Origin of the sequence: Pseudomonas sp. Xaverov 83, from assembly GCF_019352905.1 — a bacterium.
GTDB classification, from domain to species: Bacteria; Pseudomonadota; Gammaproteobacteria; order Pseudomonadales; family Pseudomonadaceae; genus Aquipseudomonas; species Aquipseudomonas yamanorum.
The window spans coordinates 58,016-73,259 of sequence record NZ_JAAAFU010000083.1; the positions used below are offsets into that span (position 1 = coordinate 58,016).

Annotated in this window: 14 protein-coding genes; 3 read left to right on the forward strand and 11 right to left on the reverse strand. The window is 61.3% G+C overall.

Translation table 11 applies throughout. The features are described from left to right. Positions 1-205: 205 nt before the first annotated feature. Complete coding sequence (locus tag K0H47_RS27585) at positions 206-2,032, forward strand: sigma-54-dependent Fis family transcriptional regulator (protein ID WP_201140292.1); 1,827 nt, start codon at positions 206-208, stop codon at positions 2,030-2,032. A 134-nt stretch (positions 2,033-2,166) separates the two neighbouring features. Here the strand turns inward: K0H47_RS27585 and K0H47_RS27590 are convergent, their stop codons facing one another. The 8 genes from K0H47_RS27590 to K0H47_RS27625 form a co-directional block, all read right to left on the reverse strand. Beyond that, the gene (locus K0H47_RS27590; RefSeq protein WP_177026403.1) at positions 2,167-3,699 is read right to left on the reverse strand and encodes a sodium:solute symporter; all 1,533 of its coding nucleotides are present in this window, start codon (positions 3,697-3,699) and stop codon (positions 2,167-2,169) included. Next, positions 3,696-3,950: a hypothetical protein gene (locus tag K0H47_RS27595; RefSeq protein WP_219273936.1), complete on the reverse strand. Its 255-nt coding sequence runs from the start codon at positions 3,948-3,950 to the stop codon at positions 3,696-3,698. Before K0H47_RS27595 ends, K0H47_RS27590 begins: the two co-directional genes overlap by 4 nt. Positions 3,951-4,080: 130 nt before the next feature. Then, a complete protein-coding gene (locus K0H47_RS27600) occupies positions 4,081-5,016 on the reverse strand; it encodes a choline kinase family protein (RefSeq protein ID WP_219273937.1) in 936 nt (311 codons plus the stop codon). Further along, on the reverse strand, positions 5,013-5,969 hold the full coding sequence (locus K0H47_RS27605) for an aminoglycoside phosphotransferase family protein (RefSeq protein WP_218263509.1): 957 nt from the start codon (positions 5,967-5,969) through the stop codon (positions 5,013-5,015). The genes K0H47_RS27600 and K0H47_RS27605 overlap by 4 nt, the downstream gene beginning before the upstream one ends. A gap of 8 nt (positions 5,970-5,977) precedes the next feature. Next, the gene (locus K0H47_RS27610) at positions 5,978-7,258 is read right to left on the reverse strand and encodes a M20 family metallo-hydrolase (protein WP_219273938.1); all 1,281 of its coding nucleotides are present in this window, start codon (positions 7,256-7,258) and stop codon (positions 5,978-5,980) included. After that, complete coding sequence (locus K0H47_RS27615) at positions 7,236-7,994, reverse strand: DeoR/GlpR family DNA-binding transcription regulator (RefSeq protein ID WP_063029391.1); 759 nt, start codon at positions 7,992-7,994, stop codon at positions 7,236-7,238. The genes K0H47_RS27610 and K0H47_RS27615 overlap by 23 nt, the downstream gene beginning before the upstream one ends. A gap of 213 nt (positions 7,995-8,207) precedes the next feature. Further along, on the reverse strand, positions 8,208-9,638 hold the full coding sequence (locus tag K0H47_RS27620; RefSeq protein WP_219273939.1) for an amidase: 1,431 nt from the start codon (positions 9,636-9,638) through the stop codon (positions 8,208-8,210). A 120-nt stretch (positions 9,639-9,758) separates the two neighbouring features. Further along, positions 9,759-10,196 (reverse strand): DUF3995 domain-containing protein, encoded by a 438-nt coding sequence (locus K0H47_RS27625; protein WP_063029387.1) that lies wholly within the window; start codon positions 10,194-10,196, stop codon positions 9,759-9,761. Positions 10,197-10,289: 93 nt separating this feature from the next. On the opposite strand from K0H47_RS27625, the gene K0H47_RS27630 reads away from it, so the two are divergent. Further along, positions 10,290-10,679 (forward strand): DUF2946 domain-containing protein, encoded by a 390-nt coding sequence (locus K0H47_RS27630; protein ID WP_063029385.1) that lies wholly within the window; start codon positions 10,290-10,292, stop codon positions 10,677-10,679. Between the two features lie 95 nt (positions 10,680-10,774). Next, entirely contained in the window at positions 10,775-12,901 is a 2,127-nt protein-coding gene (locus K0H47_RS27635) for a TonB-dependent siderophore receptor (protein ID WP_219273940.1), read from the forward strand. Between the two features lie 156 nt (positions 12,902-13,057). On the opposite strand, the gene K0H47_RS27640 is transcribed toward K0H47_RS27635, so the two are convergent. From K0H47_RS27640 to K0H47_RS27650, 3 genes are all read right to left on the reverse strand, one after another. Further along, a complete protein-coding gene (locus K0H47_RS27640) occupies positions 13,058-14,071 on the reverse strand; it encodes an ABC transporter substrate-binding protein (RefSeq protein WP_093209117.1) in 1,014 nt (337 codons plus the stop codon). A gap of 121 nt (positions 14,072-14,192) precedes the next feature. Then, positions 14,193-14,390 (reverse strand): hypothetical protein, encoded by a 198-nt coding sequence (locus K0H47_RS27645; protein WP_063029380.1) that lies wholly within the window; start codon positions 14,388-14,390, stop codon positions 14,193-14,195. After that, positions 14,390-14,839: a hypothetical protein gene (locus tag K0H47_RS27650; RefSeq protein WP_017479909.1), complete on the reverse strand. Its 450-nt coding sequence runs from the start codon at positions 14,837-14,839 to the stop codon at positions 14,390-14,392. Before K0H47_RS27650 ends, K0H47_RS27645 begins: the two co-directional genes overlap by 1 nt. Positions 14,840-15,244: the final 405 nt, after the last annotated feature.

Here is a 15,244-nt window from a genome sequence, read left to right on the forward strand (position 1 = left end):
GCAAGAGCACAGAGCGAGTTCCGTGCCAACAACCCAAAACCCAGGCCGGTCAACGGGTTAGACAAAAAGGCGATGGGCCCCTGAACAGAAATGAACAGGTCAACCTGAACAACTGAACAACCGCCGGGTTGACAATGAACAGTTCTGAACAACACTGAACGGGCCTTCCGCACCCCAGAACAACAATAAAGCAAGGGTCACCGCCATGAGCACACCGCTGGCGCACGATGCCATCATCCAGGACTCCTGGCGCCGCTGCCGGGCCTATGGCCTGGATCACCAGAGCACGCCGAGCTTCGACCAACTGCCCGCAGACGGCGTCAGCCAATTGCTCGAAAGCCAGCATTCCCTCGTGCAGACCACCCACCAGGAAGTGCTGCCCTACTACGAAAACATTCTCAGCAATTCCAACTGCCTGATCATGCTTGCCGACAACCAGGGCCAGGTGCTGACTTCGTGGGGCACCCAACGTTTTATCGAACCCAAGCTGGCCCGTGGTTTCAGCGCCGGCGCCAGCTGGATGGAGCGCTCCAGCGGCACCAACGCCATCGGCACCGCCCTGGCCTGTGCCCAGGCAGTGCATATCGAACACGACGAACACTTCCTCAAGGCCAACCGTTTCATGACCGGCTCGGCAGCGCCGATCTTCGATGCGCAGCGGGAAATCATCGCGGTGCTGGATGTGTCCAGCGACAGCTACCTGCCGCCCTCCCACACCCTGGGCATGGTCAAGATGATGAGCCAGACCGTCGAGAACCGGCTGATCCTCAACCTGTTTCGCGGTGAGCATTTCCAGCTGACGTTCAATACCGGGTTGAACAATCTCGACAGCCAATGGGCCGGGCTGCTGATTTTTGATGAAAGCGGCCAGGTACTGTCGGCCAATCGCCGGGCTGACAACCTGCTGGGCATCAGCCTGTCGCGGGTGTTGATCGACAGCCTGTTCAAGGTGTCGCTGCTGGAACTGCTCAACCAGCCCGAAGGCCTGCCCTTCTCGCTGCAAGCCGCCGGGCGCAACCGTTTCCAATGCCTGCTGAAACGGCCGAAACAGGCGCCAGTGCAGGCTCGCGTGTTTGTGGAAACGAAAAAGCCCCGCGAATCCGGCCCCACGGCCATCAGTCTCAAGACCCTGCACTTCGGCGATGCCCGCGTGGAAAAGGCCGTGCGTCAGGCCGAGCGCCTGCTGGAAAAGGACATTCCGTTGCTGATCCATGGCGAAACCGGCGTCGGAAAGGAAGTGTTCGTCAAAGCCCTGCACCAGGCCAGTTCCCGCAGCCAACAAGCATTTATCGCCGTCAACTGCGCAGCAATCCCCGCCGAACTGGTGGAGTCGGAACTGTTCGGCTACGAAAAAGGCGCGTTCACCGGCGCCAACCAGAAAGGCAGCATCGGGCTGATCCGCAAGGCAGACAAAGGCACGCTGTTCCTCGACGAGATCGGCGACATGCCGCTGCCGACCCAGGCCCGGCTGTTGCGGGTATTGCAGGAACGCTGTGTTCAGCCTGTAGGCAGCAGCGAGTTGTACCCGGTGGATTTGCGGATCATCTCCGCCACCAACCGCTCGCTGCGCGAACAGGTACAGCTCGGGCGTTTTCGCGAAGACCTGTATTACCGAATCGGTGGCCTGACCTTGGAGCTGCCGCCGCTACGGGAGCGCACGGATAAACAGGCGTTGTTCAAGCAGCTGTGGCAACAGCATCGCGAGCCGACGCAGTGGGCCGGATTGAGTAACGAGGTACTGGCCTTGTTTGAACAGCATCCGTGGCCGGGGAACCTGCGCCAAGTGAGTAGCGTGTTGCAGGTGGCGCTGGCCATGGCGGAAGAGCTGCCGATTCGGGTGGAACATTTGCCGGATGATTTTTTTGTGGATTTGAATGGGGTGGTGCCGGTGTGTGATGCAGTGGATGACAGTCTGGACCTGAATGAGCGACTGAAGGCGGTGGGCGGGAATATCTCTCACCTGGCCAGAGAGCTTGGCGTCAGCCGCAATACCCTCTACAAACGCCTGCGACAAAACGGGAATTCTGTGTAGAAACACAATCAAAAATGTGGGAGCGGGCTTGCTCGCGAATGCGCTGTATCAGTCGCTGATGCTTTAACTGACAGTCTGCATTCGCGAGCAAGCCCGCTCCCACATTGGAACTACATTGGGTTTGAGAGGTGGGCTCAGTTCAGGACCGGCGTCGCTCCCATCGGCACTTTACGACCCGGCGCCGCCATCTCAAACAACTGCTCCACCCGCGCACTCTCCTCCGCGCTCGGCTTGATCGCCAGTGCACACGCCACAAAAATCCCCGCATTGACCACCAACCCGACGATCCCGCTGGTCAACGACCCCAGCCCGGGAATGTCGTCCGGGTACATCGTCGTCAGCACGATCGCCACCACAATCCCCGCTAGCATCCCGGCAATCGCGCCTTCCTTGTTGCCGCGGCGGCTGAAGATCCCGAAGAACAGCGGCACCGCCAATTGGATAATCCCCTGGTAGGAAATCTGCGCCAGCAATTGCAGCCGCGCGTAATCAAAGGTCAGGTACGCCAGCACCGAGGCGGCGACGATAAACACCACCATCCCGGACTTGGCCAGCAGCGTCAGTTGCCGATCGGTACGCGGGGTGTTCCAGGTGGCCAGGTCGTTGGCGAACTGGGTGCCGCAGACCTGCACGCAGCCGTCGACGTGGCCGATGCTCGCCGCCAACACGATGACGATCGCCAGCGCCAGCATCCACGGCCCGCCGATGTCGAACAGTGACAGGAACCAGCCTTGTTGCGGGTGCGCGATGACGTTCGGGTCCTGGCTGATGGCCGCGGCAAACAGCATCAGAATCCCGTAGAAACCACCCACCAGCAGGATCGTGTACAGCGTGCCTTTCTTCACCGCCTTCACACCGCTGGCGGTGTAGATGCGCTGGAAGCTCATGGGCCAGCACATCGAGCCGATCACCCCGGTGAAGATCAGGCTGAACATATACAGCGGGCCATAACCGGTGCCGCTGGCGCCGGGAATCAGCAACATCTTGGCCGGCAGGTGCGACAGGTTGGAGAACGACGCCTGGTCGCCGAACAGCAGGAACACACACAGCGCCGCACACACGACATAGGCGATCAGGCCCTGGAACATATCGGTCATGATCAGCCCGCGCATGCCCATGCTCACGGTCCAGTACTGGCGCACCAGCACCACCACTACGCCGGCGATCAGGCAGGTGGTGACGCCCCAGCGGCCGAAGCTGGCGAACTGGAACAGCATCGCCAAGGCCTGGATGCCCATCACCACCCACGGGAACACCGAGATGATGCCGATGATCGAGGCGACGCGCTTGACCACCGGACTGTTGAAGCGCATGCCGAGCAAGTCCGGCTGGGTGCGCAGGTTGAAACGCTGGCCCCAAGTCCAGGCGCGGCGGGCCATCAGGTACATCGCCGTCACGCCAAGGGTGGCGTAGACCATGCCGTAGAAGCCCAGGGCGCCGCCGATGGTCAGGGCGAAAAACGCGGTAAAGGTCGAGCCCGGCCACCAGGAGTTGGTGTAACACATGGCGATGTACCACGGCCCATAAGAGCGCCCGCCTACGGCGTAGTCGGAAAAACTCGTGCTCTCGCGGTTGGTGGCGTACAGCACGGCGATCATCCCGGCCAGAAACAGGCCGATAACGCCGAAGGTGATAAAGAGGTGGGCATCGCTGGTGGTGCTGATCATTGCGCATCCCCCTCTTCGGGAATTTCGCCGGCCTTCAGCTCGGCGACGTACAACGCCCACAGGCCAAGGCCTGCGAGGACGGCAATGGCGATCCAGTAGAAGATTGGCAACGGAATGCCCAGTACCAACGCGGTACTGCCGCTCACGCTCAAATAGAACGGCGGGAATAAGGCGAGCATCAGCAACAGGAAAAAGTACACACCGAAAATTTGGCTTTTCAGGCGTCCGGGTGGCACGTTATCGGATTTCATGAGTCGGGTGCTCCTTGAATTTGTGGATCGTTTTTTTGTGTGATCAAACAAAAATCAAGCAGTGAAAACGCAGGCACCAATCGGCGCCCAAGTGACTTCATTCAATGCATTATTGTTGTACGGCGCAGGCTCAAGCCTGTCTTAGCCAGGTTTCCCATTGCGAGTCATTAATGATGCTGCGGGCACGCATATGCTTCCAAGTGCCGTATTTGTAGAAGTCGAAATCCAGCTGCGACACCGCGTGCTGCACCATCGCCCAGGTCGACCATTTGATATCCGCCAGGGCCTTGTGCAACTTGATGCGTGCCAGGTTCTGCGGGGTAACCTGGCCGAAGTAGTCTTCGATCAGGGCCAGCTCCATTTCATCGGTGAAAAACATTTCGCCGAACCACAGCGCCAGTTCGTAATGCCGGTCGTTGTTGGAGGCGTATTCAAAATCCACCAGGCGAATCTGCCGACGGTCGTTGAGCATGAAATTACCCGCCAGGGTGTCGTTCATGCACGGCGCCAAATCCATGCCGGAGGCTTGCAGCACGCTCCGGGCGCGGTCGCATTGGCGGCGCAGCCAGGCGTCGTCGGCGGGCTTGCAGCCGTTGAGTTGCTCCACCTGGCGCTGGTGCTCGGCGATCATGTCGAACACGGTTTTGGTCTGCACCAACGGCGGCTGGTCGTTGAAGGCCTTGAGGGCGTGCAGCGCGTTATGACGCACGTCGCGGTCGAGGAAGTCATGGTTGGAGGAGGCACGCCAGCCTTCCATGAACTCGAAGACTTCCACGCCAAACTCTTCGAGAAAGGCAAACACCGGCACGCCATAGCCGGTTTGCGCGGCCTTGAGGCTGGCGTCGTGGGCCGTGCGACGGTCGATAAACATCTCGGTGCCCACCCCCGGCACCTTGAAGAAATACGCGGTGTCGACCCCGGCCACTTCCACCCGCCAGTTGGTGTTGGAAATCCCGCCGCTGACCGGTTCATAACGAATGCAGCTGCCGCCCCAACTGGCAACCCCGCGCACCGCCGCTTCCAGCTGACACTCTTGTGGCGTACACGCCTCACCTAACGCTTTCATGCCTGCCCCTCCTGTACCTGACGTAGCCAACCTTCAAACCGTGGGTCTTGCAGACTCTGGCGGCAACGCAACAGCGTCCATTGCCCAACCTTGGAGAACTCCAACGGCCGCGCCGAGGTGGCGCCGACCCAGAGGCCCCACAGGGTCCAGTACCAATCGTTGATCAAGGCGTACAAGCGACAGCGGGCGTAGTCGCTTTCACGGCATTCGCCGGCCCAGGCATGGATGCCTTCGCGCCAATCGCTTTCGAAGACATACAGCTCGTTGAGGCTGATGGCCACGTCGTACCAGGGATCACCGCAGCCAGCGTAGTCGAAGTCGATCAGTTGCAAGGCGCCGTCGGGGCCGATCATCACGTTGCTCGCCACGCCGTCGCCGTGCAGCGGTACCGAGTCGCTGGCGCTCAATTGCAAGGAGGTCCAGGCCAGGTCAATGCAGGTGCTGATCCAGGCGTGGTCAATAGGCAGGGCCACGCTGTAGCGCACGCACAGCTCGCGCAGGTGCTGGATATCTTGCAGCGGCGAGCGGGTGAAGCCCGGCGAGGTGCCGGCGTGCAGTTGTTTCTTCAGGGCCCAGAGCGCTTGCAGACGCTGGGGCTGCATCAATTCGTCGAGGCGTGCCCAGCGCCATTCGTTGGCGGGCAAGGCATCCAGAAGTAACACGCCGGCCGCCGCATCCACCAGGCGCACGCCGGGCGTCACGTCGCAATCCGCCGCCAGTTGGGTGGCGCGGGCGGTGCGTTCGATGTCGATCAGCGCGCGCATGTCGTCATGCAAGACTTTGGCGTAACACCGCCCCCATGGCGCGGTGACGGTATAGCCGGTCCACTCGGTGGCCAGCCGCACCGGCGAGGCAATCCCGGCGGTGCCCTCTTCGATCACCACATGGGCGGACAAACCGGCGGCCTCCAGGGCGCCCAGCAGCCGTGACTTTGCTTGCAAACGACTCGACATGGCAGACCTCAGCAGTAGGCGTTGGGGGTGGAACAGGCGCGGTGCAACAACGCGGTCAGCATGTGCAAACCGTTGCGCATGTCCTCCTCGGTGGTGAACTCCGCTTCGTTATGGGACACGCCATTGCTGCTTGGGATAAACAGCAGGCACACCGGGTAATGCCGGCTCAGGCTGATGGCGTCGTGGCCTGAGACGGTGACGCTGTTGCCGATGGGCAAGCCCAGTTGCTGGCCGACGCTGTAGGCCAGTTCGGAAAAACCGTGGTGCAGGTGGGTCGGTTCACGCAGTGCGCGGCTTTCGATGCTGTAGTCCGTCGACGTGGCGCTGGCGGTGGCCTTGAGACTGGCGTCCAGGCGCTCACCGGCGGCGGCCAGCAACTCCGTGTCCGGGGAGCGGTACTCGACGTGCAGCGTTACACGGGAGGGCACCACGTTGGGGGAATTGGGGTAAATCTCCAGGCGCCCCACCGAGCTGTGCAGTTGCGCCCCGTGCAGGTCGGCTTCGGCCCGCACAGCGGTGATCGCGTGGGCGGCGGCCAGCAAGGCATCCTTGCGCGCGGTCATGGGCGTAGGGCCAGTGTGGTTCTGTTCGCCGATAAAACGAATCCGTTGCTTGAGGGCCGCCCAGGTGTCGCGGACCACACCGATGGCCAGGCCGTCGCGCTCAAGGCCGTCGCCTTGTTCGACGTGGATCTCCACGTAACCGGCAACGTCCAGTGCCACCCGGCCCTCCCCCAGATAACCGATCTGTTGCAGCGCATGCTTGAGGCTGATGCCGTCGCCATCGCGGCAGGCCCAGGCGTCTTGCAGCGACAGGTCGCCGGTAAACACGCTGCTGCCGATCAGACTGGGCTGGAAGCGCGCGCCCTCCTCGTTGGTCCAGTTCACCACCGCCAGGTTGCACGCCGGCACTTCGCCGCGCTCTCGCAACTGCCGGGCAACGCTGGCCACCGCGACCGCGCCGGCCAACACACCGTAGACGCCATCAAAACGCCCGGCGCTCGGCTGGCTGTCCAGGTGCGAGCCACACAGCACGTAGGGCGCGTCTGGGTTAAAGGTAATCAAACCGAACAGGTTACCCACTGCATCCACGCGCACTTCAAAGCCGCGTTCGGCCAGCCAGGCCGCGAACAAGTCGCGCACAGCGCCGTCTTCGGCCGAGGCCGCCAGGCGATGCAGCCCACCGGCCTGAGTCGCGCCGATGGCTGAGGTATCGCGGAACAGCGCCTCGAAGGTTGCAAGGTCCTGTTCACTGGGCGACAGCAACTCAGGGGTAAAGGACGTCGACATGGGCTTGCTCCAGGCGGGTCGCAAAATCGCCGGACGGCGCACGATTGGTGACCAGGGTCGTGACGGCGCTGAACGGCAGCGTGTTGATAAAGGTGCGGTGGCCGAACTTGGCGTCGTCGGCCAGGATCACGCTGCGCAGGCTGTGTTTGGTCAGCTCTCGGCGCAGCAGCGCCTCGGGTTCCTGGTAGTCCATGAACCCCAGCTCCAGGTCGACAGCGCCGATGCCCATGAAGGCAATGTCGTAGTGGAACTGTCGGACGAATTCCAGGGTGTGGGCGCCAATCAGCGCGTTGTCGTTGCGGCGTACATCGCCAGGCACCACCAGCACCTGGTTGGCGCTTTGTTCGGTGATCAGGCGGGCGATGTCCAGGGAGTTGGTGACGATGCGCAACTGGCTGAACCCAATCAGTTGCTGGGCCAGGGCCAAGGTCGAGGTGCCGGTGTCGAGAAACAGCACCATGCCTTCGCTCACCAGCTTCGCCGCGCACACCGCGATGCGCGTCTTGGCCTGGGGCTTGATGCGGCTGCGCACTTGCAGCGGCTGTTCTTCGTTGAGCCGCGGCAGGATCGCGCCACCGTGGATACGCCGCAGCTTGCCGGCTTCTTCCAGGTACTTGAAGTCGCGGCGGATGGTTTCTTCGGAGACGAACAGCGTCTGCGCAAGGTCCGACGCCTTGACGCGCTGGTGTTGGGTGAGCAGGAGCATGATTTCGTCGAGACGTGGCTGGTTGAGCATAAAAGAGGTATTCCAGGGCAGGTTCAGGCGGGCGGTATTGCGCGACCCACGACGAGACGCGGCGCAAGCCGGTCCAGCAGGGAGCATAGAGCGTAATACGGCCATGGACAGGGTCACGGGGTACCTCTCACTCATCAGGGTGTGAAAGGGCAGGACAACACAAAGCGTTTATCACGGGCGGGCTTCTGTTGAGCTCACTCCGGGTGCAATCAATCAGGGACTCAGCATCGGGGGAAGGTGCTGATCCCACGGGGCGATGGCTTCCACGGCTGCGCAGAATTGCAGCACCTGGGCATCGGCAAAACGCCGGCCGATCACCTGCAAGCCAATCGGCAAACCGCACGGGCTAAAGCCACAGGGCAGGCTGGCGGCGGGGTTGCCGGTGATATTGAACGGGTAGGTAAACGGCGTCCAGCGTGCCCAGGGCACTGCGCCCTCCTCCCCTGGCCAGCCCTCGGGGGCAACCCGGTCGGCGGCGAACGGCAGGATCGGCATCGTCGGCATCAGCAGCACGTCGTAGTCGTTAAACAACGCGTGTACCTGATTGGCGAACAGTGCACGTTGTTGCACGGCTTTTAGATAGGCCGCCAAGTCGTAATCGGCGGAACGTTTGATCAGTGCGGCGAAGCCTGGGTCCAGTTGATCGAGGCGATCGGCCAGGGATTTGCCGTAGGCGATCCCGCGCCCGCCAACCCACAGGGTTTCGAAGGTGGCCAGCGGGTCTTGCCAGTCCAGGGTCAAGGTGGTGACCGTAGCCGGCAGCTCGTCGGCGAGGTAATGCACCGCCGCTTCCACGGTGGCGGCAATGACCGGGTCCACGGGCGTCTCGAACAAGGTCGGGCAGTACGCCACACGCAAAGGGCCCAACGGCTGGTCGCAGCGCGCCAGGTAGGACTCGGTCGGCGCGGGCAAAGCCTGGTGATCCAATGGGTCGGGCCCAGAGAGGATATCGAAGAGCAACGCACTGTCGCGCACGGTGCGGGTGATCGGGCCAGCGTGGCTGAGCATCTCAGTGGCGGACCAGGGCCAGGTGGGGATGCGCCCGAGGGAGCCTTTAAGGGCGAATGCACCGCAGAAGGCACCGGGGATACGCACCGAACCGCCGCCATCGGAGCCCAGCGTGGCGGGGACCATGCGCGCCGCCACGGCGATGGCCGAGCCGGAGCTGGAGCCGCCGCTGGTGAGTTGTGGGTTCCACGGGTTGCGGCCGTTGCCGAAGACCCGGGAGGTGCTGGCGCCGGTCCAGCCGAATTCGGTGGTGGCGGTCTTGCCGAGGATGATCGCGCCGGCGTCTTTGAGGCGGCGGATGATCGGGGCATCTTGTGTGGGGACGTTGTCCAGGCCGGTGAGCGAACCGCGGGTGGTGCGCAGGTTGGCGGTGGAGAACAGGTCTTTGATGCCGAAGGGGATGCCGTGGAGCGGGCCGCGAAACTGGTTGGCCTGTGCTTCGGCGGTCAGGATTCTCGCCTGCTCCAGCGCGGATTCGGTGTAGACGTCGCCGAAGGCATTCAATGTGGAATTGTGGGTTTTGATGGATTCGAGACTTTGCTCGACCAATTGCACGGGGGTGAGTGTGCCTTGGCGGATACGGTCGGCCGCGTCTAGCACGCTGGGCATAAAGGACGACGAGGCATCTGTGTTCATTGAGTATCCTGGGACGTCTACGAAAAGTCCGATGGGTACGTCAATAAACGCCTCGCGGTGGGCGAGTGTCAAGTTGGAATTGTTGCTTATGTGGTTTTTGTGGTTTTATTTTTTAGCCAGTCAACTCCACGCCACCACCAACAACCCCGCCCCCAACACCAGACACAGCGGCGAGTAAAAAAACGTATCCAGCCGCGCAAACCGCGACCCGCCGACCTTCTTGAAAAACCCCACCAGCTCCGAATCCCCAATCGCCCGGGCAAACATCACCAGTGCCACTGCACTGATCCCCCACTGCAACGCATGGTTGGGCACCGGCTCGAAATACAGCCCGGCCCGCAGACACACCAACACCGCAATCGCCACCAACCCCACGCCCACCAACAGCGTCCCCAGTGCCGACGGCTTGAACGCGGGCCGTGGGCCGCTGGCGAACTCACCCGGCAGCTGCGGAATGGCTGCGGTAACGCCCAATTTGCCACCGGCTGCCCAGTACAAATGCACCAGGCTGATGAAGCCAAAAACCCCGACAATCCATCGCGCGACAAAAAAGCTCATGGCTGGATATCCTTGGAAAAGTCCGGAAGAGGATAGCCCTCTTGAGATTTTTTGCAGGCAATTCGTCGGCGGCTGATGATAAAGTGCCGCCCCATGAAACTCGCCCGTACCGACCGCTCGCTCATTGCCTGGATGCTCTACTGCTGCGTCCTGTTCAATGTGTTCGCCTGCAGCATTGGTCATGGGCAAATGGTCGGGATGCAGCTCAATGGCATCGGCGGCCAGTTCTGTACGGTGGACCCGCGCACCCAGGCCCCGGCGCCTTACAAGTCCACCGATGAATCCCTGCCCACGCTCTCGAAGGCCTTCGGTTGCCCGCTGTGCTCCACCGGCGGCATGGGCCCGGCGCTCAACTCCAGCCTCAATGTGGCGGTGCTGCCGCAACCCCATGCGCCGCCGCCGGCCATCGTTGCCAGCGCTGACGTTCCTGCCCGCTTCACCTGGCCTGCGGCTAATCCGCGCGCCCCGCCCGCCCTCGCCTGATACCTGCGCTTTTTTGATTGGCCCATGCGGCTGCCTCCAGCGGGAGTGCGGACGGCTGTGGGTTGTTTTCAAGCCATGTTTTTCAGGATTCAACCATGAAACATTTACCCCTTCTGGCGGGCCTGTTCGGCTGCCTGCCTGTCAGCACCTGGGCGATTGAGCTGGCACCGACCACCATTGATGGCGAGCAACCCGGCGATGCCGGCCTGGCCCTGGATCAGTCCAGCGGCATGGCCTCGCGCCTGGGGCTGAGCGTGCGGGAAACTCCGGCGTCCATCAGCATTGCCAATCGCAATGACATCGAGCGCCGAGGCGCCAAGACGTTTCAGGACGCGGCCAATACCCTGCCCGGGGTCAACGCCAGCGCGCCGCCGGGGTTTGGCGGTTTTATCTCTTATCGGGGTTTCACCAGCAGCCAGATTACCCAGATGTTCAATGGCGTCGCGGTGTCCGGCGGCCTGGCTCGCCCGGTGGATGCGTGGATTTATGACCGGGTCGAATTGGTCGGTGGCCCCTCTTCGCTGATCAACGGTGCCGGCTCCGTCGGTGGTTCACTGAACTACGTGACCAAGCTGGCCACCCGTGAGGAACAAGCCGCCGAAGGGCAACTGACGTATGGCAGCTACGACACCGCCGGGATGGCCTTCGGCCTGAACCACGCCCTGACCGAGCCGGGCGCCGACGTCCAGCATTACGCGCGCCTGGACGTGAGCCGCAACACCAACCACACCTATATCGATCGCCAACAGCGCGATGCCTGGAGCGTGGCGTTTTCCCTGCTGAGTGACTTCACCCCGAACCTGTCCCACACCCTGGCCCTGGAATACCAGGACGAACACGAAGACAGCCCCTACTGGGGCACGCCGGTGCTCAACCCGAAGTCCGGCGAGTTGAAGATCGACAAGCACAACCGCTTCAACAACTACAACGTGGCCGACGGCCGTTATGAGCAACGCACAATCTGGGTGCGCTCGATCATCGACTACCGGATCAACGACAGCACCACCCTGAAAAACACCCTCTATCACCTCGACAGCCAGCGCGACTATCGCAACCTGGAAACCTACCAGTACAACGCCGATAACAGCGCGGTGAATCGCTCGACGGCCTATCAGGTGCGACATCAGGGTGAGCAGAACGGCAACCAGTTCGAGCTGCGCCATGACGACACGTTCTTCGGCTTGAGCACGACCTGGTCGGGCGGCTTTGAGTACAAGGTCAACAGCACCACCAACAACCCGTTGAACGTATCCGCCAAAAACACGGTGGATCCGAACAACTACGATCCAGGGCATTTCTATGACCTTCCCGGCACCAAGCCCGGCTTCGACCCGGACAAGACCAACGCCGTCACCACCAAGGCGTTGTTCGTCGAAAACCGCCTGGGCCTGACCGACAAACTGTCGCTGCTCACGGGCCTGCGCTACGACGCGATTGACCTTGAAGTCACCAACCACCGGGACATCACTGCCAGCAATCCCCGGCACGTCAAGCGCAGCTGGGAGCCGGTGACCGGGCGCATCGGCCTGACGTATCAGTTCATTCCACAAGCCAATGTCTACGTGCAATACAGCACCGCCGCCGAACAGCCGAGCAGCACCACCCAGGTGTTCGACGTGTCCACCGGCAAACAGTGGGAAGTGGGCAGCAAGTTCGCCTACCTGGACGGTCGCGGTTCGGCCACCGTCGCTGCCTACAGGATCGAACGGAAGGACTTCGCCGTCACCGACCCGCAGGACCCGACCAACAGCATTCCGGTGGGCGCGCAGACGTCCAAGGGTATCGAACTGGCCAGTTCGTTGCGGGTCACGCCCAAGCTATTGCTGGAGGGCAACTACGCCTGGGTCGATGCCGAGTACGAGGACTTCAACGAGAAAACTGCCAGCGGCGCCGTGGTGTCGCGCAAGGGCAACACGCCGACCAATGTGCCCAGGCAAGTGGGTAATTTGTGGCTGACTTATGACTTTGCGGAGGATTGGCAAGGGGGTGTGGATGCACGGTATGTGGCGTCGGTGTATGCCGACAATGCCAACACCCTGACGGTGCCGGCGTATACCTTGCTTGGGACGTTTTTGACCTACAAGGTGGATCAGCACACCTCCGTGACGGGTCGGGTGCGCAACCTGACCAATGAGGTGTATGCCGAGTTTGCCCATGTGTCGCCGGCGTATTACCTCGGGTCGCCGAGGACGTTTGAGCTGGCGGTGCAGACGAAGTTCTAAAGCCCGGCAAGTTCCAAGGCAAGAATGAGATCAGTGTGGGAGCGGGCTTGCTCGCGAATGCGGTGTGCCAGTCACTGCATCTGGCGACTGACACACCGCGTTCGCGAGCAAGCCCGCTCCCACATTTTTGATCTCAATCGGGCTGTTATATCGGTGTTACTTCAGGCTGGCTTCGACCTTCTGGGCCACATCCTCAGTCAGCCACGCCTTCCAGACTTCCGGATGATCCTTGAGAAACGCCTGGGCAACTTCACGTGGCTGGCTGTGCTTCTCGCTCATCTCGGCCAGCGCCTTGTTCAACGGTTCGATCGGAAAGTCGACCTTGGCGAAGAACTCGGCGATCTGCGGATGCTCTTTCTGGAACGGTGTGGACACACCAATGCTCAGTTTGGAAGCCAGGGAACGTGTAGGTTTCGGGTCAGGATTGTCTGCATCGGTCAGCGTCTTCCACGCCTCGGCATCAAATGGCGGCTCTTCCAGCTGGATCAGTTTGTAGCGCCCCATCAGCGGCGTAGGTGACCAGTAATAGAACAGCACCGGTTTGCCCCGGCGGATCGACGAGGCAATCTCGGCGTCCAGCGCAGCACCCGAGCCACTGCGGAAATTCACGTAGCTGTCATCAAGCCCGTAGGCCTTGAGCTTTTGTTTGTTGACCACTTCCGAGGTCCAGCCAATCGGGCTGTTGAGGAAACGGCCCTTGCTCGGCGCTTCCGGGTCCTTGAACACGTCCTTGTAACGCGCCAGGTCCTTCACGCTGCGCAGTTCCGGCGCCAGGGGCTTGATGCCTTTGGCAGGGTCGCCCTTGACCACGTACTCCGGCACCCACCAGCCTTCGGTGGCACCCTTGACGATATCCCCAAGGCCCACCACTTTGCCTTCAGCCTCGGCCTTGACCCACACCGGGCTGCGGCCGGCCCATTCTTCGCCGATCACCTGGATGTCGTTTTTCGCCAGGGCGGTTTCCAGGGTAATGGTGGTGCCGGGCAAGGTGTCGGTGGGCAGGTCATAGCCTTTTTCGACAATCACCCGCAGCACCTCGGTGATCAGGCTGCCACTTTCCCAGTTCAGGTCTGCAAAATGAATCGGCGCCTGGGCGGCCGAGACCGGCAGCGACGCCGACAGACTCAGGGTCGTCAGCGAGGCCGCCAACAGCGCTCGAATTCCTTTCATGCTTTGCACCTCATGCCTACAGCCATAGCGAATGGCTTTGCTGTTACACCGCGAAGCCTCTGAATACTTAAGTCAACTCAACTGTAGTAGAGGTTCCGGCAAACATGGCATGTCGCAGCTTTTACGGCGGATTGTTCAGCCGCTGCAACTCACGGCGCACCATGCTGGCGAATTCGGCGGGCTTGAGTTCATACAACTGGCCGGCGACCCAGTTCAACCAGGCGCCCTGCAACTCGGACTTGCGGGCAAACAATTGAGCCGCCCTGGCTTGCGCATCGAGCAGGTGCTGCTCGTGGAACTGCGCCCTACCCTGGCTCATTACTCGCTGGCCTTGAAGGTCACGAGTTCACCCTTGCGCCATTTGGCGGCCTTGCCGGTGACGGCCTTCAGGGTTTTGGTCAAGCCTTCTACCAGTTGCTCATTGGCGGCGAACACCAACATCACACTGTGGCCTTCCTTGAACACGATGCCCTGGCCTTCGGTCGAGGACACAAAGGCGTAATCGCCCAGGCCATACACCGTCAACTTGATATCGCGAAACTTCAGCTCGAACTTGCCGCCTTCGCGACTGGGCAATACAGCCGCCCGGAAATGATCACCGACCTTGAGTTCCAGGCGTGGCTTGTCGTCCACCACCAGCGCCGATTCGGTATCGATCTCGGCGATGTAGATACCTTCAGGTGTCTGCTCAGTGATGTAGACGAAACGGGATTGAAACTGCTTGACCAACTTTGCGCGCAAATCACCCAGCACGAATAACGCGTGCATATCCAGATTACTGACTGCCAAGGAAACGCCCCCACATCAAAAGGGTGCTGTCCGCCCAAGCGGGCAGCACAAAAAAACGGCCGAAACGGCACGATCACACAACACATCCACTGAAAAAAACTGAAGAAGATCACGCTGCCAAGCCATAAGACTAGTACAGGCGTGCCCGACGCACCTTACGCAGGTCGCCAGGCGTTGCAGGAAATCACAGGTTTAACGACCAGAGAACACTGGCCGACCCACTTCAGACAATAACCTTTTAAAAATGCAGTTTTCCGACATCCAACACAGAAACTAATGCCTTGGATGGAACCGGACGCCGGTTGCTGACGACAATACTAAAACAGCACCACGGGTCAAAACCACCCGAAATACTGCAAACGGGTCCGCAAGTTCAATCGACAG

Coding starts and splice junctions, on each gene's coding strand:
- K0H47_RS27595 (WP_219273936.1), bottom strand. CDS start 3,950: ATGAAATCCGATAACGTGCCACCCGGACGCCTGAAAAGCCAAATTTTC.
- K0H47_RS27590 (WP_177026403.1), bottom strand. CDS start 3,699: ATGATCAGCACCACCAGCGATGCCCACCTCTTTATCACCTTCGGCGTT.
- K0H47_RS27600 (WP_219273937.1), bottom strand. CDS start 5,016: ATGAAAGCGTTAGGTGAGGCGTGTACGCCACAAGAGTGTCAGCTGGAA.
- K0H47_RS27625 (WP_063029387.1), bottom strand. CDS start 10,196: ATGAGCTTTTTTGTCGCGCGATGGATTGTCGGGGTTTTTGGCTTCATC.
- K0H47_RS27635 (WP_219273940.1), top strand. CDS start 10,775: ATGAAACATTTACCCCTTCTGGCGGGCCTGTTCGGCTGCCTGCCTGTC.
- K0H47_RS27630 (WP_063029385.1), top strand. CDS start 10,290: ATGAAACTCGCCCGTACCGACCGCTCGCTCATTGCCTGGATGCTCTAC.
- K0H47_RS27615 (WP_063029391.1), bottom strand. CDS start 7,994: ATGCTCAACCAGCCACGTCTCGACGAAATCATGCTCCTGCTCACCCAA.
- K0H47_RS27620 (WP_219273939.1), bottom strand. CDS start 9,638: ATGAACACAGATGCCTCGTCGTCCTTTATGCCCAGCGTGCTAGACGCG.
- K0H47_RS27585 (WP_201140292.1), top strand. CDS start 206: ATGAGCACACCGCTGGCGCACGATGCCATCATCCAGGACTCCTGGCGC.
- K0H47_RS27605 (WP_218263509.1), bottom strand. CDS start 5,969: ATGTCGAGTCGTTTGCAAGCAAAGTCACGGCTGCTGGGCGCCCTGGAG.
- K0H47_RS27650 (WP_017479909.1), bottom strand. CDS start 14,839: ATGCACGCGTTATTCGTGCTGGGTGATTTGCGCGCAAAGTTGGTCAAG.
- K0H47_RS27645 (WP_063029380.1), bottom strand. CDS start 14,390: ATGAGCCAGGGTAGGGCGCAGTTCCACGAGCAGCACCTGCTCGATGCG.
- K0H47_RS27610 (WP_219273938.1), bottom strand. CDS start 7,258: ATGTCGACGTCCTTTACCCCTGAGTTGCTGTCGCCCAGTGAACAGGAC.
- K0H47_RS27640 (WP_093209117.1), bottom strand. CDS start 14,071: ATGAAAGGAATTCGAGCGCTGTTGGCGGCCTCGCTGACGACCCTGAGT.